The sequence below is a fragment of the Marinitoga sp. 1155 genome, assembly GCF_001021175.1.
GTDB lineage: Bacteria > Thermotogota > Thermotogae > Petrotogales > Petrotogaceae > Marinitoga.
Map to the genome: position 1 here is coordinate 30878 of NZ_AZAX01000002.1, position 21578 is coordinate 52455.

Below are 21578 nucleotides of genomic sequence, written 5' to 3' on the forward strand. Positions count from 1 at the left end.
CATCACTCCAATGAAACTTTTTCTTTTAAAATTTGCGGAGCCCAATAATTTTCTATTTCAAATTGCTCTCCAGTATTCATATTTTTAACAGTTATTGTATCTGTTTTTATTTCATTTTCTCCTATTATAACTACAAAATGTGCTTTTATTTTATTTGCATGTTTCATCTGATTTCTAATGCTTCTTTCGGAAATATTTAAAAATACATTTAATCCTTCATTTTTTAAAGTTTTTGAAAGCTTTAAAGCAGCAATATCTGTATTTTCACCAGCATATGCAATATATATATCTATTTTTTCAGGATTTTCAATCTCAATATTTTCTTTTTTTAAGGCTAAAATAATCCTTTCAATTCCCATTCCAAAACCTATCGCAGGAGTGTTTTTGCCACCTATTTCCTCAACTAATGAATTATACCTACCCCCACCTAATATGACAGATTGTGCGCCAAGATCCATATGTTCAATTTCAAAAGCTGTTTTTGTATAGTAATCAAGGCCACGGACTATTTTAGAATCTATCTCATAATTAATGTTTAATTCATCTAAATATTTTATAACTTTATCAAAATGAGTTTTACAATCATCACATAAATGATCTAATATTGTTGGGGCATTTTTAGAATAATTTTTATCTATTTTACAATCAAGCAATCTCATTATATTGGTTTCATATCTTTTCTGACAATCATCGCATAATTTTGATAATAATGGTTTATAATATGCTTTTAGTTTATCTCTATACACAGGACGACATTTTTCACATCCAATACTGTTTATTTTTATTCTGTAGTTTTTTAATCCAAATGATTTTAATAATTCGTCTGCTAAAATAATAGTTTCGGCATCTGAAATAGGTGTATTTGTACCAAAAATTTCAATTCCTATCTGATGAAATTGTCGTAGTCTTCCAGCCTGAGGTTTTTCATATCTGAACATAGGGCCGATATAATATAATTTTATTGGGGAGCCAAGGTTAATCATAGAATTTTCAACATATGCTCTCACTACCGATGCAGTACCCTCTGGTCTTAAAGTAACAGAACGTCCTCCTTTATCTTCAAAAGTGTACATTTCTTTTTGAACTATATCTGTATCTTCGCCAACACTTCTTTTAAATAATTCAGTAGGTTCAATTATTGGAGTTTTAATTTCTTTATAGCCATATTTTAAAAATGTTTCTCTTGCTTTTTTTTCTATAAAGTACCAGTATTTTGACTCTTCACCAAAGATATCCTGAGTACCTTTAAACTTCTTATATTGAGCCATACATCACCCTTTAAAAGGGGTCACCTCCTCTAATTTTCAAAAATTTAATTTGAATTATATCCTTTATATCTCTAAAGATTTTAATTATAGCAAAGAATATTACAAAAAATTCAAGTCTTCCGAGATACATGCCAATTGTTTCTATCCATATAACCCCCAATGGTGAATCTGGAGTTGTTATTCCTATAGAAAGTCCTACTGCAGATAATGCTGATGCATATTCAAATAAAGAATCTTCCATGGAATAACCATAAGATAATAATACTAATACTCCTATAGTATATATTAAAAAATACATAAATACTACTGCAATTACATCTTTTAAAGTATCGTAAGAAATTTTTTTCTTTGAAATACCTTTATATACTTCTATATGGAAAATACTTCCTTCTGGTTTAAAATAATTGTTTATTTGATGAGTGATTATTTTCCATATAACGAATATCCTGAAAAGTTTTAATCCTCCAGAAGTTGAATCCATCATCCCACCTAATATCATTAATATTGTCATAATAAGTAATCCAAAACCATTCCAATTTTCAAACGAAACTGTAGAAAATCCTGTTCCTGTAAGAGCAGAAATAGTTTGGAAAGCAGAATATCTTAATCCACCCCAAAAACCGTATAATAATTTTGTTGTGAAAAATAAGATTAAAGGTATTGATATTATCAATATAAAAAACATAGTTTTTGGTTCGGGATTTTTTTTGAATAAATCTCTACGCTTTAGAGCTGCATAGTGGACTCCAAATCCTGTTCCACCAGCAATCATTAAAACCATAATAATTATTTCAGCGTTAATATTATTAAATTCTCCTATACTATTAACTTTTGTGGAAAAACCACCTGTGGCTAGAGCAGTCAATGTATGGTTAAAAGAATCAAAAAAAGATAATCCTGCTATGAATTTTAATAAAATAATACCTATAATAGCCCATGATATATAAATTCCAAAGATTATTTTTGCAGAATCCCGCAAGTTTGGAACGACATTATCAGTTCTTCCCTCTGCCTGATATAATCCAACACCAAGAGCGCCTGTAGCTATAACCATAATTAATGCAAATCCGGCGCCCCCAAAATATTGCATTAGACTTCTCCATAATAAAAAGATTTTAGGAATTTTTGTAACGTCTACAAGAGTAAGTCCAGTAGTTGTCCAGCCACTTGTTGATTCAAAAATAGCCTGATGTATATTCAATATTCCAGAAAAAACGAATGGTAATGCAGAAAAGAATATTGCTAATGTCCATACCAGAAATATAATAACTATAGCATCCTGAATATTTATTGCAGAATTTTTTGTATTCCAGCTCAATAATATAAAAAAAGAACCTGTGAATATACTTATTAAACCTGCTTCCAAAAAACTATAAAAAGAATTTAAATCTTTATAAAATAGAGCTAACGATCCAAATAAAATTAATCCAATACCAAAATATACCAGCATTAAGCCGGTATTTCTAAAAACTAATTTATATCGATATTTTAAGTTAGAAAGGTATTTTGGCATATTTTCATCCTTTCAATAGTTTCAGCTTAACTTCAGGAACTTTATCTTTTAATGAAAAAATAACCAATTTATCTCCAGTCAATATTTCAGTATTTCCCTGAGGGACAAAAATTTCATTTTCGCGTATAATCATGCTTACAATAGAATTTTCTGGCATATATAAATCTTTTAGCTTTTTATTAGCAGCAAAATCCTGTTTTTTTATTTTTACTTCTATAATTGCTAATTTATCAGCATAGGGATTAAAAAAACTTAAATTTGTTTGATATTCTATAGAAGCTTCTATTAATTTTTCTATCCAATTTGTAATACTAACAGTTTCAATATAATTTTGTAAAAATAATTTTTCATTTTCAGGATAATTAACAAGGGATATTACACGTATATCTTCGTAAAGTTGTTTGATTAACCAGGAAACAACGAAATTTAATGCATCATCACTTGAGAGAGAAATTACACCTCCAACTCTGTTTGGTGCCATATCAAGACTTTCTAAAAAAGTTATTTCTGTTGGATCATGCAAAATTCCATCTAAATTTGAATAATATGCTTTTAAAGATAAAATTCTATTTATATTTTCCTGATTTGCTGAAATATAGTATACATTATGTCCCTGATATAATAAATTTCTCACTATTGAATAAGCAATATTCTCTCCTTCAACAATATAAAAGATTTTATTTTTCATTTATTACACCCTCATTTCCTACCAATTCGTCAACTGCATGCTCAATAGGACAAAATATAGTTAATCCAGCTTTTTCAAAAAGATTTTTTTTATGTGGATCATTAACTCTTGCTATTATTTCCAATTTTTGGTTTTTTGTTTTATAAAAAGTATTGCAGGCATTTGCAAGCATAAAATTTAAATTATCATCTGGAGTGACGATATATATTAAATCGGCTTTTTCGGCTTTTACCTGATCTAAAATAGCAATATCAGAACTGTCGACTACCATCGAAAAACCTGTAAAATTATATTTTTTAAGACGTTCGAGAGCTTCTGGCAATTTATCCACAACAATTACATTATGATCTTTAGAAAAGCGTCGGGCTAATTCAGATCCCAGTCTCCCACATCCAATAATAATAATATATTTCATTTTATTTTTCATTATTATGCCCCTCCAGGATTTTGACAATAACATTTTCAAGTTCCCTGTCTTTAATACTGTTTTCAGAAAGTGCTAATGCTGCTTTATAATGTTTTTTTAGAAGATTTATATTTTTTAGTTTTTTCCAGTATAAATATCCAAGTAAAAAGTGACCTTCATATCTATTAGGATTCTCAAAAATTAAAGTGCTTATTTTATCTTCAAGCATAAAAAATTCCAGATTATTATTTTCGTCAAAATTTATTATTTCATTTCTTAATTTTCTGTATTTTCCTTCAAAAGTTTCACCCTTGAATATAGATTCTGCAAGCATAATAGCAAATTCTTCTGGAACTATCGGTTTTTCAATCCAATCCAGAGCACCAATTTTAAATATATTTTTTATTGAATTTAAGTTCATTTTATTGCTAACAATATATAAAGGAGTTCTGGGTTGATATGTTTTTAACACTTCTAAATAATCTACAATATTCTCACCATGCAATTCTATTTCACTAATTATAAGTGAAAATTTCTCTTTGAAATTATTTTCGTTATCTAAAAAATTTTTAAAATCATTTAGAGTGTAAATAATAGTATTAATATGGTCAATATTCTGGAGATAATTATTGATCATCTTTTCATATAAAATTACAATTTCAGGAGAATCATCGATAATTAAAATTTTATGCATGAAAAACCTCCTAAAGGATAAATTCGCTTAAATCCTTATTTTCTGCAAGATTTCCTACTCTTTGTTTAACATATTCCTTTGTAATTTGTATATCAACTTCTGAACCTAAAGGAGCTTCAAAAGAAACCTCTTCAAGCACTCTTTCTACAACAGTATATAATCTTCTTGCGCCGATATTTTCAATTCTTTCATTTAACTCAAAAGCAATTTTGGCAATTTCATTTATTCCATCATCTGTAAATATTAAATTAACACCGTCAGTTTCCAGCAAAGCTTTATATTGTTTGGTAATAGCATTTTCTGGTTCAACTAAAATTCTGACAAAATCCTTTTCTGTTAAAGCATCTAATTCCACTCTAATAGGGAATCTACCCTGCATTTCGGGAATTAAATCAGAAGGTTTAGAGACGTGAAATGCACCAGCTGCGATAAACAGCATATAATCAGTTTTAATTGGTCCGTGTTTGGTTACAACAGTTGTGCCTTCAACAATAGGCAATAAATCTCTTTGAACACCTTCACGAGAAACATCTGGACCAGATCCTCCAGATTTAGCAGCAATTTTATCCATTTCATCTATAAAGATTATGCCTCTATTTTGTGCTCTATCTATAGCTTCTTGAATCATTTTATCTTTATCGATTAATTTCTCAGCTTCGATAGGTAATAATAATTTTCTTGCATCTTTTATTTTCAATTTTTTTCTAACAGTTTTTTTCGGCATCATATTTGAGAACATTTCTCCAATTTGTATTCCCATATCTTCAAATTCCGGACCCAATCCTGCAAACATTGGAGTTGCAGATTCCTCAACCTCAATTTCAATTTCAATTTCTTCTAATTCTTTATTTTTTAATCTTCTTCTTAATTCTTCTCTTCTTTCATGAACATTTGAATCATGAATTGGCTCTTCCTTTTTAGGTTGATTTTGACCAAACATATTTAATAAATCCATGAAATTTCCAGCAGATGGATGTTTAGGTTTTTTTATTCCCATTAATGAATCTAAAATTTTTTCTTCAACTAATTCTTCAGCATTTTCTTCAACATCTTTCATCATTTCATTTCTTACCATATTGATAGATACATTAACCAATTCTCTTATCATTGATTCAACATTTTTTCCAACATATCCAACCTCTGTAAATCTTGTAGCTTCAACTTTTATAAAAGGAGCATTGGCAATTTGAGCCAATCTTCTAGCTATCTCTGTTTTACCAACTCCTGTTGGACCAATCATTAAAATATTTTTAGGCATAATTTCTTTTTTCATTTTTTCAGGTAATTTTAATCTTCTGTATCTATTTCTTAAGGCTATTGCCACAGCTTTTTTAGCATTTGTTTGACCTATAATATATTTATCTAATTCTTTTACAATTTCTTTTGGAGTTAATTCTATCATAACATATGCCTCCTCATATATTTTTGAAGATACTAACTTTTATTAATTAAATAGAATAAATTTTAATATATAAAGAACCATAATCTAAATCCCCTTCGGGGATTTAGATTATTGTCCTAAGATACTATTAATATTATTGTATGTTGTGTATCCAGCGTTGAAGAAACTCATAAAGTTATTAACAATACTCATAACATTTACAACGTTAGTTAAAATATTTTTAGGAATATATATAATATCGCCAGGTTCTAATAATTTGTTCATATTTTCTGGAACATTTTCACCATTATAAAACTCTTTTAAGTTCAAAACAATTGGTGGTTGATCAGGGCCATCGGTGAATAAAAATACATTTGACAATTCAGCAGTTTGAGTTCTTACACCTGCTTTAAATAAAGCTTCAATAACATTTAAACCTTTAGTATAAGGTATAACTCCAGGCTTTGAAACTTCACCAAATACATATATATATTGATTATGTGTTGATGGAACATATACAACAGTACCAGGCTCAATTAAAACTGTATTCAGATTTTTAACTTTATCCAAATCTATTTTTTCAAAATCTCCATTTGCTTTATATAAATTTATGTATTTTTGAGTTTTCCAATCAATAGATAATTGCCCTAATAATTCAGTTAATGGTATAGGAATTTCACTTTTTATGCTTCTTGGTGTTGTGTTTCCCAACACAGTAATATAGTTTAAATTAACATCCAGAATAAAGTTTACATAAGAGCCTTCAGGTATTTTTGAAAGCGGATTATTAATTACATCTAAAGAGTTATATTCAGCAATTTTTTCATTTTTATTATATACTACAATAGTTCCCTCATTTGATGGGGAAAAACCATTAACACTGCTAAATACGTCTATTAAAGTTACATAATTTTTATTTTTTGGTGTAACAACCTTGATAGATCCGTTTTTATAAATTAAAACTGTATCATTTTTAACTTTTTTTACATTCACATAAATTTCATTTGTTATTGGAGTTTTATTTAATACATTTTCTGCTTTTATACCATTATAAGTATTTATATTATTATTGCTTTTTACCGTTATTTCATATTTCTCCGATGGTACATATCCAGCTTTCAGTAAAATACTCCATAATGAGTCATTTAGTTTAGCAGTATACACACCGTTTGCTATACCTTCACCTAAAATATAAACATCTCTTCTTGAACTTTTTGCCATAATCATAGTTCCCGGTTCTATTATATCATTATAAATTTTATTTTCTTCAATAGTAATCTGTTTTGAAATATCTTTATTGACTAAAAGTAATTCTCCACTAAAACTGTTATTAAAACCTCTTGCTTTTGAAATAATTGCAGAAAGCGTGATTGGTTCTGAAATATCAAAGTCTATTTTTCCTGTATAGTTAAAAGCACCAGAAGTATAAACATAATTCTTTTTAATTTTGATTGTTATGATGCTTCCAGGTTTGAGTGAATCATATTCGAAATGTTCAACATTATTTTCAGTTAAACCTAATTTAGCTAAAATAGTTTTTTTATCAATATTTTCTTTTTTATCAAAATAGATAGTTTTTGATATATCTCCAACAACATATACAAATTTTTCAACAGGAATAAAATCGATATACATATTGTTTTTCAAAGAAATATTGGTTGTAGCGACAAAAGTGTCTTTAGTATCAGGATCAAAAATTCTGATTTCAGTTAAGTCTTTATCAACACCTAACTTGCCAACTAAAGTATCTAAATCAAAGTTTTCAGTTTTTGAGAAAGAAATTTTACCTTTATTATTAACATATACAAATTTTTCAACAGGTGTAAATTTTATAATCATACCTTTGATAAGTGAAATATTTTTCGTAGCTTTAGATGATATTCCGGTTTTTGGATTAAATATTTCAATACTGTAATCTTTTTTATCAATACCCATTTTACCCAATAAAGTATTCAAATCAAAAGTTTCTTTTATATCAAATACGATTTTTCCTCCGCCTTTATTTGAACTAACATAAACATATTTTTCAACGGATTCAAATTCTATAATTTCTCCAATATTTAAATTATAGTCGTCATTAATATTATCCAATTTCCCATTTTCTTTACTATATATTGTATACGTAATGTATTTCGGGTCAATTCCAAGTTTAGCCATCAAAGTTTTCATAGTAAATGGTTCATCTTTATCAAATATTATTTTACCACTTTTATTTAAGCCAAAAACATAAACATATTTTTCTAACTTATTAAAAATAACAGTATCACCTTTTTTTAGAGTTATATTTTTATTATTTTTTAAATCATCAAAAGAATAGTTTAACATTTCATCATTTCTTAATACAATAATGGAATTTTCAAAATTTTCTGGATTAATGTTTGAAAGAGAAATAACATCTTTTAATGTAATTCCGTTAAAATATGGGATAGTTTTTATTCCGAAATTTGTGTATACATTAATATTGGTATTAAATTCAAAAGGTATGACAATGGTTGAATTTTCAGGTACTATAGGATCATTTTCTAATAATAACCCTTTGAATAAATTAGTAATATCAACTTTTTTTTCTGTGCCATCAGGAAATTTAACTATGGCATAAGAACTTTTCCATGGTTCCGCAAATCCACCACTTAAAGAGATAATTTTTGTTAAGGATAATTCAGGTTTGGGCAATTGTATAATACCGGATTTTCTAACATTTCCAATGACTTGAACTTCAAATGGAGCATAATTAACAATACCCAGAGTAACATTAGGTGATTTTATATAAGTGCTTATTTTATCTTTTATTTCCTTTTCAAGTGCTTCAATGTTTTTTCCAATTGCAGTTAATCTTCCAATCGGTGGAACAGTAATCTTCCCATCTGGACCAACCATAATTTTTTGGTTAGAATATTCTGGATAACCAAAAACCCATAATCCCAAAACATCACCCGTTCTAATTGTATAATTTGCAAAAAGTGAAATTCCCATAAGGATAATCAGAATAATAGACATTTTTAGTCGCACTGCTAAAACCTCCTATATATTATTTTTTGAATTAATGATTTTTTCTATTAAATTTAGTTCCTGACTTGAAAATCCATTCATTTTTAAAATTTCTAAAGTATTTTTTGCATATTTATAATTATTTATTTTTAAAGCAGCCTTTATTTTTATTAGGTTCATGTCAATGAAAAATTTATCATTAGCATTAATTTTTAAGCATTCCTCATAGTTACCAGAATTAAATGAAGATTTTAAATAATAGTAATGAGTTTCTTCAGTATTTAATCCATTTTCGATAGATTTTTTAAAATTTTCGAATGCTAAACTTGATTCATTTTTTAATAAATAACATACACCTAAATTATGGTATATTAAAGGATTTTTTGAATCTTCTTTTAAAGCTAGTAAATAGTTTTTAATGGCTAAATCGATATTGTTTAAACTTAGATATTTATTTCCTAAATTAAGATAATAGTTGCTTTTATTCTGCAATTCCAACACCTTCCGAATAATAATACATTGTATCACTCATTATTTTACTATCTATTTGTAAATAAATCTTTACCGGCCTAATTCCAGGAGCTATGGGAGGGTAAATTTTATAGGTAATATTTTGTATTATTTTTTTGTTTATTTTTATGTAGTTTTCAAAGGTCATAAGATATTCTTCTGGGATAAGATAACCACCAGTTAAGTTAATAAGATATCGAAATTTTTTATCTATTATTTTATCTGAAACAAGATATAAAGAAATATTTGTAAATAAAAAAGGTATAATATTCGTAATATTTATATATTTTTCATAATTTGTATTTTCCGTATCATTTAATATGATTATAGAATCGTTTTTTAAAAGAGGAATCATTTCTAAAAATAAATATTCCATATTATCAAAATTATAAATACGAGGTTTTTCTAATTTTTTATTATAGTCAAAAGCATATCGACCTTCTGAATCTGTAATATAAATTTTTCTATTAATGAAATTAATAAAATTACTTCCTGGTGAAATAGTGCTTATTTTTAAATTAATCATCATTTTAGGTACATCAAAATCAATTCCATATAAAAATACATGATAAGGAACTATATCTCCAACAAAATCAACTTGATCCAAAATCAATTTATAACTTGAATAATCAAATTTCATTAGAATTCCGTTATTATAATTTAACAAATAAGAAAAATCAAATAACTTGATGAATTTTCCATTTTGATATAAATAAGTACCATCATTCATAAAAGAAATTAAAAAAATATTATAAGGTAATGATACAATATTCAAAGGTTTATGAGAATTTTTTAGAGGAATAATTGATTCGATTTTTTTCGAATAAGTTGAAAATACAAGAACCTGTTTATTTTTTATATCAATTAAGTTTATATCTTCTTCCGAAAAACTTCCATTTGTTATAATATAGTTATTATCCAGAGCGATTTTTTCCAATAAATTCCCATAGTAATCAAGAATAAGAATACTATTATTTTTTGCATAATAAGTCCAGAATCTTCCGACTTTATCTAATCCAATTAATAAAAGATTATCATATTTGCTAATTTTTTCGAAATAGAACTTTTTTTGTAAAGAAAAATTTTTTATTACATAAAGACCGGTGTTTCCGGAAACATAAAAATAGTCTGTGCGCTCATCATAATATATATTTAGAGGAATAAAATCTTTCCCTATAGCATTTTCAAATTTTATCCAGTTTTCATAAGAATTATCCAGGTTGGTATAGTAAATTAACTTATTTTGTATATCTAATAGATATATATAAGAATTTACTATAAGAAAATCATTAGCCATAAAGTATTTTTCATTAGCATTTATAATATTTTTTATTTGTTTAAATTCTTTTATTTTTATTTCTGGTGAAATTATTTTTTCAATGTTATTCAGGGAGTTTATAAAATTCAAAAGTGATATTGCTTCAGTGTTTGAAGGAGAAAAAAACAGAATGTTATTTAAATCTTCTTTAGCTTTTTCAATATTTCCTAATAAAAGATCCAGTTTAGCAGCAAAATACCAAAAATATGGAACGTCTCTTAAATAAATTTGATTTGACATAGCTTCTTCTAATTTCAAACGAGCTTCATATTTTTTACCAGAAAAAAAACTATTTAGGCTCTCTGAAAATAACCTTCGAGCCATTTTTTCACTATCTGTTAAATTTTGAGAAAAGGCAATTGAATAAAATAATATAAAAATAAATATTATTTTTTTCATCTTTTAAAGGACCTTCTAAAAATTTCTATAATATCTGTTTTCCTTTCATTATGGTTTAATAATCTTTCAATATTGGATCTATGTTTATAAATACTAATTAAAGCTAAAACTATATTTAATAAAGCAAGTTTTGGTGAATAAATAAAGCTAATAATTCCAATTATACTTAAAGTAGAAATTGATGCCAAAGAAACATATTTAGTTGTTAAGGTTAAAGGTATCCATATTAGAAAAAATATTAAAGCTAAAGCTGGGTTTAAAGCAAAATAGACACCAACGGTAGAAGCAACGCCTTTTCCTCCTTTGAATTTTAGCCATACAGGATATATATGACCTATAACAGAAAAGAAAGCTACAAAATATGCAATATCTTTATTAAAATTAAAAGCAATAAATGTTGGAAAAAATGATTTTAAAAGATCTAAAATCATACTTAGTATTCCATAAAATGCTCCCGCATTTCTTAAAACATTTGTACCACCAACATTACCGCTACCAACTTTGGTAATATCTATTCCTTTTAAACGAGCAATTAGAAAACTGAATGGAATTGAACCAAATAGATAACCTAACATTATCCATAAAACAACAGTCAAGATAATCACCTCATTATTTGATTCTATTTTATTATTTGGTTCTATTTTTAAACTTTATAAATATGGGCGAGCCAATAAAAGGATCAATATATCGTCTGATCATATTTTGAATAGCTCTTTGATAAGTTTTAGGAATTTGTTGAGGCATATTACTAAAAAATATGAAAACAGGTGGTTTAATATCAACCTGCGTTCCATAATAAATTTTTATTCTTTTTCCTTTTCGGATCGGTGGAGGTGATACCATCATAAATCTTTCTAAAGCTGCATTTAACGCACTTGTAGGTATTCGTTTTGTATAAGAATTGTAGGCAGTATCTATAGCATCCATTAATTTTTCAATGCCCCAATGTTTAGCAGCTGATGTGAATATAACAGGACTATAATTTACAAAATACAATTCCTTTTCGAATAAATTTAAGTATTCTTCAATTCGTTTATCATGGTATTTTACCAAATCCCATTTATTAAAAGCAATTACAGTAGCCTTTCCTCTGTTTTCTGCTGCACCTATAACTTTTTTATCCTGTTGAGTAATTCCCTCAACCGCATCTATAAGCAAAACAACAACATCAGAATTTTCAATTGCTCGAATAGTTCTAACTGTACTATACATCTCGACACTACCATATTTGGTTTTTGACTTTCTTTTTAAACCAGCAGTATCTATAAAAAGATACTTTTGTCCGTTTATTTCTACTAATTCATCAATGCTATCTCTTGTTGTTCCCGGCACATCTGAAACAATAGCTCTATTAATACCTGTAATAGCGTTAAAAAGAGAAGATTTACCAGCATTTGCACGTCCAATTAAAGCCACCTTTATGATATTTTCGTCTTTTTCTTCCTCAGTTTCATATTGAGGGATTTTTTCAAAAATATTTTCTATTAATTCATCTAAATTTTTATTATGTTCCGAAGAAATAGGAATAGGTTCTCCTAAACCTAATTTATATAGTTCAGGTAATACATTAATTTCAAATTTTTCATAAGATTCAACCTTATTTGCCACTAATAGAACTTTATTTTTAACTTTTCTTAATACATTTGCTAAATAATAATCTTCAGCAGTTAAACCGTTTTTACCATCAACTATAAATAAGATTAGATCTGATTCTTTTAAAGATTCCATTACTTTATTTTTTGCAATTTCTTCTAATTCATTTGTAGGTTCTTCAAATATTCCGCATGTATCAACTAAGGTGAAGGCACGCCCATCATAGCGTGCCTCACTGAATATTTGATCTCTAGTTACACCAGGATAGTCCATTACTATAGCTTTTTTTTCCTTTATCAACCTATTAAAAAGAGTTGATTTTCCTACATTTGGTTTTCCGATAATTAGCACAACTGGTTTCATTTAATTCACCTCTATTATTTTAATAAACTTATAATCATGTTTCCCTTTTGTTCTTCATTTTCAAAATCTATAGATAAAATTTCACCTTCGACTTTAGTACCTATTTTTAAAACATCTTCAATGGTTTCATTTTCAGATAAGTCAATTTTTGATTTTGGAATAAATGCCTCTACTTCGTAATCATCAACAAGTACAACAGCGCCTTTTCCAACATATTTCAAGATTTTTCCGCTTATTTTATCTCCTTTTTTTAATTCATTGGAAACTTTTTTCCATGGATTTTCTTTTGTCTGCTTAATACTTAATTTTATTTTTCTATTATCTTTATCTATATGTAACACTTTAACTTTAATTTTATCCCCTTCTGAGAACAAATCTTCAATATTATCAACAAAATTCCACGATAATTCGGAAACATGTGAAAAACCTGTTAAATTATTATCTAATTTTACAATAATACCATTTGGTAAAAGTTTCTCTACCTGTCCGTTAATAATATCTCCTTCTTTTAACTTATCATCAATATCTTCCCATGGATCTCCTATTACCTGCTTATAACTTAAAGTTATTTTCTTTTTATCTTTATCTATTGAAATAACTTTAACCTTTATTAAATCTCCTATTTTAACTATATCTTCAATTCTACCTTTTCCTGTCCAGAAAATTTCAGATTCATGAACAAGACCTTCCACGCCTTCATCAAGTTTAATTGCAAAACCAAATGGAAAAATTTCAACCACTTCTCCAGTAACAACAGAATCAATCTGGAATTTTTTTTCAATATTTTCCCACGGATCATCTTTTAGTCTTTTTATAGAAATGGAAACCTTTTTTTCCTCTTTGTCTAATTTTATAATAACACCTTTTATCTTATCTCCAATTGAATAGGATTTTGTATGATCGAACTTTTTATCCCAGGATAATTCGCTTCTTGGAGCTAAAGCGGTAACATATGGATTTAAATTAACAAATAAACCAAAATCTTTTATGCCACTTACAATTCCTTCAACAATCATATTTAAGTGATGATTTTCAAAAAATTCATCGACATATTTTTCAATAATGCCTTTTCTTGATACGACAATATTTATTTTTTTTCTTCTCTTTTCATTTTTTAATACAAGAAAGTCCATTTCTTCTTTCGGAAAATCATGACGTGGATTAAGCATTGATAATGAACCCGGTAAAAATGCATTTATAACATTTTCTAATTCTACAATGTAACCTTTTTCAATTTTTTCAACAATTTTACCTTTCACAATTTTACCTTCAACGATATTTTCTATTATAGCATCTCTTTTTGCAGCTTTCTCTGATCCGAATGCCTGGCCTTCAGATTCATTGATTTTTAATAATTTTACAGTAATTTTATCTCCTGATTTATATTCTTTAATATTGTTTAATAAATAATCTTTTCCAACATACACGTCAAAAGGCTTTCCTTCTGCGCTAACAAAAAGACCATCTGAACTAATAGAAATAATTTCACCTTTTATAATATCCCCCTTTTTTATTTGAAATTCTGTTTCCTCGCTTAGTAATTTTTCAAATTCATTTTTATCTTCAACCATCAAAAACCCCTCCTTAAAAATTCGATAACTTCTTTGATAGATTTATTTGGTGTAGAAGTACCTGTTAAAATACCTATTTTTTTTATTCTGGAAAAATCAATATACAATAATTCTTTAACCGAATCTATATGAATAGAATTGTTATTGTATTTTTTAGAAATCTCATATAGTTTTCGAGTATTTGAACTATGTTTTCCTCCTATTATTATAACAAATTCTGACCAAATTGCAATATCTTTAGCTTCTTTTTCCCGGATTTTTGTTTCATAACATATAGTATCTTTTACTACCAATTCATTATATTCCGAAAGTTTTGCAATTTGTGATGCAAAATCTTTAAAATTATTATAATCCATAGTTGTTTGAGTGATTATACATAATTTGTTATATTTAAAAGATTTAGCATTTTTTAATATTTCTATTTTTTTCTCATCTATATTACCTTTTAATCCAATCATTTCAGCATGATCTTTCTTTCCATATGCGACAATAAAGAACCCTTTTTTTTGCATATTGTAAGCATAATTAAAAACCTTTTCAACAATAGGACAGGTTAAATCTACAACACTTTTAAAGTTATTTTTTAAAAAGTTCTTATCTTTTTTAGGAATACCATGAGCACGTATAATACAAATAGCTTCTTTTGAATTCTCTGGTAAATCATTTAAAGAATAGAAAAAATTAATATTTTTAGATACAAGTTCGTCTTTAACACTATTGTTATGTACTAAATCACCATATATATATACATTTTTATTTTTTTTTGCCAGTTCTAGGGCCTTTTCATAAGCTCTTTCAACGCCATAACAAAATCCAATTTTTGAAGCAAGGCGTATTTCCATTTAAATCACTCCAGATTAATCTTTTTCAAGATAATTTCTTTTATTTCATCTACCACAGTTTTTATATCTTTTCCTGTAGTATTAACTATAATTGCATCATCAGCAGGTTTTAAAGGGGCGATTTTTCGCGTAGAGTCAGCGATATCCCTTTTTTCTATCTCTTTCATAACATCCTCTAAACTTACATCTTCACCCTTTTCTATTAATTCTTTAAATCTTCTTTTAGCTCTTTCTTCAATAGATGCAGTTAAAAATATTTTTATTTCAGCATCAGGTAATACAACAGTTCCAATATCTCTGCCATCTATAACAACGCCGTTATTTGAAGCTATATTACGTAATATTTCATTAACTTTTTTTCTAACACCTGGATTTTTTGCTACTATTGAAGCAGCTTTACCGATTTCTGACGTCCTTATCTGAAAATCCAGCTTTTCATCAAACAAATAATAATCTCCATCAATAATTTTTATATCAAAAGATTTTAACGCATTTATTATATCATTTTCATTATTTAAATCAAAACCCTTTTTTTTCAGGTAATATCCAAATGCTCTATATAATGCTCCACTATCCAGATAATATAAATTAAATATATTTGCAATTTCTTTTGCAATAGTACTTTTACCTGAACCAGCAGGACCATCAATAGCTACTTTAAACTTATTCATTCTAATCCTCCTTAAATATCGAGCTTTATTTTTAATTCTTTTAATTGCTTTTCTGAAACAGAAGATGGTGCTCCAGTCATTGGGTTGGAACCACTTGCGGTTTTTGGGAATGCAATAACCTCTTTAATAGAATCTTCACCAGCCATAATTGCAATTAATCTGTCAAATCCTATAGCAGCGCCTCCATGTGGTGGTGGTCCATATTTAAATGCTTCTATTAAAAATCCAAATTTTTCGTTGATTTCTTTTTCACTTAAACCTATTAATTCGAATATTTTATTTTGTAAATCTTTTCTATGAACCCTTATACTTCCGCTTGCCATTTCATATCCGTTGATAACTAAATCATAACATTGAGCTCTTATTTTTAGTGGATTTGAATCCGCAAATTTTTCAAACTCATCTAATTTTGGCATAGTAAAAGGATGATGTTCTGCAACCAGTCTATTTTCTTCTTCATCCCATGTAAACATTGGAAAATCTACAACCCACAATACGTCAAAACCTTCTTTTTTCTCCATTTCTTCTTTAATTAATTTAACTCTAATATGTCCCAAAATTTTGTTTATTTCTTCTTTTTTTCCAACTAAAATAAACGCGATATCATTATTTCCAATATATCCGTTTTTTACTAGTTCATTTAGTTCAGGCTCTGCAAATTTTTTAATTGATGATTTAATATTTCCATTTTCATTTTTTACCCAGATTAATCCTCCTGCGCCAACTGATTTTGCAAAATCTGTATATTCATCGATTCTTTTTCTTGAAAATTTATTTGCTTTTTCTTTTAAAACAATACCTTTAATAGTCTGATTGTTTTCTATAGCATTTTTTATAAATTCTGCATGGGTGTTTTGGAATATTTCTGTAAAATCATTGATTTCAAGGCCATATCTTGTATCGGGCTTATCAGAACCGTATTTATCCATAACTTCATCGTATGTATATCGCTTTAATGGTAATTCTAATTCATAATTTATTAATTCTTTGAATAATTTTTTTAATAATCCCTCAGTAAAATTCAAAATATCATCCATATCAACAAAAGACATTTCAAAATCTATTTGTGAGAATTCTGGCTGTCTATCTGCTCTAAAATCTTCATCCCTGAAACATCTTGCAATTTGAAAGTATCTATCAAATCCAGAAACCATTAACAACTGCTTAAATAATTGTGGGGATTGTGGTAAAGCATAGAAAGTTCCTGGTTTTAGTCTTGATGGAACTAAAAAATCTCTTGCACCTTCAGGTGTGCTTTTAGTTAAATAGGGAGTTTCTATTTCCATAAAATCATTTTTCGAAAAATATTCTCTTGTTATTTGAAGAGCCTTATGACGTAAGAATAAATTTTTCTGCATTTTTTCCTTTCTTAAATCAAGATATCTGAACTTTAATCTTAAATTTTCTGAAATATCTTCATCTTTGTTTATATAAATAGGTGGAGTTTCAGATTCTGATAAAATTTCAAGGTCTTCAACTAAAATCTCGACTTCTCCGGTTTTCATATTTTTATTTATTGCATCATCTGGTCTTTTTCTAACAATACCTTTTATGGCTATAACATATTCATTGCCTAAAGATTTCGCTATTTCATAAATTTTTTCATTATCCGGATCAACAACAAACTGAACTTTTCCATAACGATCTCTTAATAATCCAAACTTAATTCCACCTAAATCTCTGACTCTTTCCACCCAACCATTTAATATGACATTTTCTCCAGTATTATTAATATTCAATTCACCACATTTATGAGTTCTTTTTAAACGCATTGAAACACCTCCGTATTTATATTTTTTAAGGAATTTGTTATAATGATATAGAAAATAGTATTGATAAAAATCAATATTAGGGAAATCAACTTTCAATTTCAATAAAACTTATTAAAGTATATCATAAAAATATGTCTAAAAATACTAATTTATTTTACCATTTTTTTTGATTTTTGTGGTAAAATAAGATTGAGAGTTAGAAAATAATAAAAATTTTTTGGAGGTGTTAGGATGAAAAAGATCTTAATTATTTTAGCCGTTTTATCTTTAGCTGTATTTTCATTTGCGGCAACAACGTATAAAGATGTTCCGGTTAATCATTGGGCATTTGATTCTATTGAAAGGTTATCTTCTTTAGGCATTATTGAAGGATTTCCAGATGGAACATATCAAGGATTATCACAGGTAAATAGATATCAACTAACAGTTGCACTTGATAGAGCTTTGAAATATGTAGAACAACAATTGTTTGCAACATTAGCAGAAAAGGTTGTAAGTCTTGATAAACAGGTTCAGGAAATTGAAAAACAATCAAAAGGCATGTCAAAAATGGAAGTTGAAGCGATGATAAAAAAATCAATAGCAAATATAGACACAACGCAATTAAATTCAAAAATAAACGAATTAGAAACTTCTATAAACGAGTTAAAAAGTGCTTATGATGTTATTAGCTTTTTGAGTACAAAAATTGACAATGTTGAAAAAAAGATAAATGAAATGCAATCAAACAAAATGATTGAACAAAAAATATCAAATTTGGAAAATAATCTAAATATGTTAAAAAATTTATCCGGTGATTTAACTGCTCTTAAAAAGGAAGTTGCTTCAAATAAAACAGCAATAGAATCAATTGGAATACTAGCTAATAAAGTAGCTGATTTAGAAATGAAAGTGAATTCAATAGATTTAGAAAGCATAAAAAATGAAATATCAGATTTTGAATCAAAATTAGCTTTAAAAGCTGATATTGATATGGTAAACACTGCAATTGATACAAAAGTTAGCGAATATTTGAAAGATTATACTAAACTTGAAGATTTGAGTAAAGTTTCATTAGAAATAACTACTTTAAATTCAAAAGTATCATCATTAGAAAATTTATATAATGGATTAAATAGTAAGTTATCAAAATATGAGGAATTAAATTCAAGTTTAAAATCTGTTGAAACATCAGTGGCTGCAAATGCTGAAAAAATAAAGGAATTAACTTTAAATTTTGATAATTATGTAACAAAAGATACATTGAAAGAATATGTAACATTTGGTGATCTAAAACAATATGCAACATTAGGAGATTTAAATGCCAGATTAAAAGATTATGCGTTAAAAACAGATCTTGAAAAATATGCACTTGTTGCTGATGTTGACTCGAAACTCGATAATTATGTAACTAAAGCAAATTTAGAAAAACAATTAGAAAAATATGCAATGTCAGATTCTGTTGTGGATAAAGCAAGAGTTGATAAAATAGAAAAAACAGCAAATCAAGCAAATATTTTAGGTTGGCTTGGAATTGTATTGGGAGTAGCTGGAGTTGCAATTTACTTTATCAACCCATCGAATTATAAATAAAAAAAGGCGGCAATTTAGTCGCCTTTTTTTATTTATAATTGAAATTTTATAACTGTAATAACCTATAAATAGAATATATTTAAATGCAGCTAATTTTATGCTATAATATTATCAGTAGATATAAATATATTTAAAAACTGAATTTCTCATGTGAAAGGATGGTAATTATGAATAAAAAATTTAACTGGAAAGAGAAATTTAATGAATATAAGAATGATGAGGAATTGAGAGAGGATTTAAACAAATTTAGATCCGGATATTATAAAAGAAATGATGATTGTTCCGAATGTTTACAATGTATAGGTACTATTGCTGTTGCTGATACCTGTTGTGAATGTATGGGAGGAGATTTATGCCCTTGTATTTAAGGAACAAAAGTGTTTTAACAGCAATATATTTATCAATTGTAGTAATTCTTTATATTATTGCTAAATTTTTTCATATAGCTCCAAATATTATTCCATTATTAATACCAATATTTATCCCGCTGTTAGATAATTTATATTATTCGATAATATTTACAGTGGGATTTTTATTTATAATGTCTATTTTTGGCTTTTTTATTCAAGTTTCGTCTTTAATTTTTCTCTTTTTTATTCCGATAATAGTTTTCACGTATTCTAAAAAAATAAAATATATTATAACCTCATTAACAGCTTTTATAAGCACAATGATAATAACAAAATTTTATTATTTTTTAATACCAGAATATATGAAAAATAATTTTATGCTATATTTTTTAATAATTTTTTATGTTCTGGGAATAAATATATATGGATTAATTATTTTAGAATTAGCCGGAAAAGTTGAAAACTATTTAAAAAAATATTATGGGGGAGATGAATGATGAAAAAATTTTTATTATTATTTTTTATGCTATATTTTTTAATAATTTTTTCTGAAGATGACCCATTTAAAATACCTGATATGGATATGGATATTAATATGAATTTCAATTCTGATATAGAAAATTTGTTTTCTGAAGAATTTAATAAATATTTTGATGAAATGAATAAAGAATGGGAGGGCCATTTAAAAATAATGGATGAACAATGGCAAGAATTATATGAAGAGAGCCAGAAGGAATGGGATAAATACTATAAAGAATATCTGATAAAAGAAAAGAAATTTTTAGAAAATTTTGAGAAAATCTGGGGAAAACCATTTGAATATTCATCGCAAAAGTGGTTTGAATTTTCTGAAGATTTGAAAACATTTAGTGAAGTGAGTTTTAAAAGTGATGAGAAAAATAAAAATGGATATCTGGAAGTAAAAACAATTATAGAAAAAAATGAGAGTCCAGAAAAAGCTATGGAAAAAATAAAAGAACAATTGAAAAGAACTATCAGCAAAAAAGATGAATTCACCAAAAAGCCAGTTCTTGAGAATCTTATTGACAAAAAACAAATTGAAAATCCGAAAATAAAAAAAGAAAAAGAAACTGTTGATGGTAAAATCATATATAAAACAAAGATTCCAATTATAAAAAATCCTTTTCTGGAAAAGGCAAAGCAATATATTCCAATAGTTAATAAAATATCAAAAAAATATGGATTACCAAAGCCATTTATTCTTTCCATAATACAAAAAGAGTCGTCATTTTTACCATACGCAAGATCAAAAAGTGGAGCTCTGGGATTGATGCAATTAATTCCCAGATATGGTGCAACTGAAGCATATATTTTTCTTTATAAACGAAAACCAAATCCGAGGATATTGGTGAATGAACTATATAATCCAGAAAAAAATATTTTATATGGGTCAGCTTATATATATTTATTGCATACAAAATATTTTAAGTTTGAAAATGATTATTCAAAAAGAAAATATATGGTTATTGCAGGATATAATATGGGACCAGTAGCAATTTCAAAAAGAGTCAGGGGTTTGAATCTTGAAGAGATGAATTTAAAATCTTTGTATAATTATTTATTATCAAATACGAGAAAAGAAACTTCCGATTATTTAAAAAAAGTTTTGGAATATGAACGTAATTGGGTAAAAATTTACCCGTAGAAAAATGAACGCT

At 27.0% G+C, this 21578-nt stretch carries 19 protein-coding genes; 4 read left to right on the top strand and 15 right to left on the bottom strand.

All coding sequences use genetic code 11. The annotated features are described in order from the left end of the window. Window positions 1-2 precede the first annotated feature (2 nt). The 15 genes from hisS to aspS form a co-directional block, all read right to left on the bottom strand. Window positions 3-1268: a histidine--tRNA ligase gene (gene hisS / locus X274_RS01400; RefSeq protein ID WP_047265016.1), complete on the bottom strand. Its 1266-nt coding sequence runs from the start codon at window positions 1266-1268 to the stop codon at window positions 3-5. A 10-nt stretch (window positions 1269-1278) separates the two neighbouring features. Next, window positions 1279-2781: a TrkH family potassium uptake protein gene (locus X274_RS01405; protein ID WP_047265017.1), complete on the bottom strand. Its 1503-nt coding sequence runs from the start codon at window positions 2779-2781 to the stop codon at window positions 1279-1281. 4 nt (window positions 2782-2785) lie between these two features. Beyond that, entirely contained in the window at window positions 2786-3469 is a 684-nt protein-coding gene (locus X274_RS11385) for a potassium channel family protein (RefSeq protein ID WP_052913116.1), read from the bottom strand. After that, entirely contained in the window at window positions 3459-3896 is a 438-nt protein-coding gene (locus X274_RS01415) for an NAD(P)-binding protein (RefSeq protein WP_047265018.1), read from the bottom strand. The genes X274_RS11385 and X274_RS01415 overlap by 11 nt, the downstream gene beginning before the upstream one ends. Continuing rightward, window positions 3886-4569 (bottom strand): response regulator, encoded by a 684-nt coding sequence (locus X274_RS01420; RefSeq protein WP_047265019.1) that lies wholly within the window; start codon window positions 4567-4569, stop codon window positions 3886-3888. Before X274_RS01420 ends, X274_RS01415 begins: the two co-directional genes overlap by 11 nt. Window positions 4570-4579: 10 nt before the next feature. Then, on the bottom strand, window positions 4580-5971 hold the full coding sequence (gene hslU, locus X274_RS01425) for an ATP-dependent protease ATPase subunit HslU (protein ID WP_047265020.1): 1392 nt from the start codon (window positions 5969-5971) through the stop codon (window positions 4580-4582). 108 nt (window positions 5972-6079) lie between these two features. Next, window positions 6080-8959: a polysaccharide biosynthesis/export family protein gene (locus tag X274_RS01430; RefSeq protein ID WP_156166110.1), complete on the bottom strand. Its 2880-nt coding sequence runs from the start codon at window positions 8957-8959 to the stop codon at window positions 6080-6082. A gap of 12 nt (window positions 8960-8971) precedes the next feature. Then, complete coding sequence (locus X274_RS01435) at window positions 8972-9430, bottom strand: tetratricopeptide repeat protein (RefSeq protein WP_047265022.1); 459 nt, start codon at window positions 9428-9430, stop codon at window positions 8972-8974. After that, window positions 9420-11165, bottom strand: a complete 1746-nt coding sequence (locus tag X274_RS01440; protein ID WP_047265023.1) for a hypothetical protein — start codon at window positions 11163-11165, stop codon at window positions 9420-9422. Before X274_RS01440 ends, X274_RS01435 begins: the two co-directional genes overlap by 11 nt. Further along, complete coding sequence (plsY, locus tag X274_RS01445) at window positions 11162-11761, bottom strand: glycerol-3-phosphate 1-O-acyltransferase PlsY (RefSeq protein ID WP_084822589.1); 600 nt, start codon at window positions 11759-11761, stop codon at window positions 11162-11164. The genes X274_RS01440 and plsY overlap by 4 nt, the downstream gene beginning before the upstream one ends. A gap of 31 nt (window positions 11762-11792) precedes the next feature. Beyond that, window positions 11793-13121 carry a ribosome biogenesis GTPase Der gene (gene der / locus X274_RS01450; protein ID WP_047265024.1) on the bottom strand — a complete coding sequence of 443 codons (1329 nt, stop codon included), beginning with the start codon at window positions 13119-13121 and terminating at the stop codon, window positions 11793-11795. Between the two features lie 14 nt (window positions 13122-13135). Continuing rightward, a complete protein-coding gene (locus tag X274_RS01455) occupies window positions 13136-14692 on the bottom strand; it encodes a S1 RNA-binding domain-containing protein (protein WP_047265025.1) in 1557 nt (518 codons plus the stop codon). Continuing rightward, window positions 14692-15534, bottom strand: coding sequence for a 4-hydroxy-3-methylbut-2-enyl diphosphate reductase (gene ispH / locus X274_RS01460; RefSeq protein ID WP_047265026.1), 843 nt, complete (start codon window positions 15532-15534; stop codon window positions 14692-14694). Before ispH ends, X274_RS01455 begins: the two co-directional genes overlap by 1 nt. A 5-nt stretch (window positions 15535-15539) precedes the next feature. Next, on the bottom strand, window positions 15540-16205 hold the full coding sequence (gene cmk, locus X274_RS01465; protein WP_047265027.1) for a (d)CMP kinase: 666 nt from the start codon (window positions 16203-16205) through the stop codon (window positions 15540-15542). A gap of 11 nt (window positions 16206-16216) precedes the next feature. After that, window positions 16217-17977: an aspartate--tRNA ligase gene (gene aspS, locus X274_RS01470; protein ID WP_047265028.1), complete on the bottom strand. Its 1761-nt coding sequence runs from the start codon at window positions 17975-17977 to the stop codon at window positions 16217-16219. 231 nt (window positions 17978-18208) lie between these two features. Between aspS and X274_RS01475 the strand changes: the two genes are divergently transcribed. The 4 genes from X274_RS01475 to X274_RS01490 all read left to right on the top strand — a co-directional run bounded on the left by X274_RS01475 (window position 18209) and on the right by X274_RS01490 (window position 21565). Beyond that, window positions 18209-19549 (top strand): S-layer homology domain-containing protein, encoded by a 1341-nt coding sequence (locus X274_RS01475; RefSeq protein WP_047265029.1) that lies wholly within the window; start codon window positions 18209-18211, stop codon window positions 19547-19549. A 167-nt stretch (window positions 19550-19716) separates the two neighbouring features. Next, window positions 19717-19917, top strand: coding sequence for a hypothetical protein (locus X274_RS01480; RefSeq protein WP_047265030.1), 201 nt, complete (start codon window positions 19717-19719; stop codon window positions 19915-19917). Continuing rightward, complete coding sequence (locus X274_RS01485) at window positions 19902-20396, top strand: hypothetical protein (RefSeq protein WP_047265031.1); 495 nt, start codon at window positions 19902-19904, stop codon at window positions 20394-20396. The genes X274_RS01480 and X274_RS01485 overlap by 16 nt, the downstream gene beginning before the upstream one ends. Then, window positions 20393-21565, top strand: a complete 1173-nt coding sequence (locus tag X274_RS01490) for a transglycosylase SLT domain-containing protein (protein WP_047265032.1) — start codon at window positions 20393-20395, stop codon at window positions 21563-21565. Before X274_RS01485 ends, X274_RS01490 begins: the two co-directional genes overlap by 4 nt. Window positions 21566-21578 lie beyond the last annotated feature (13 nt).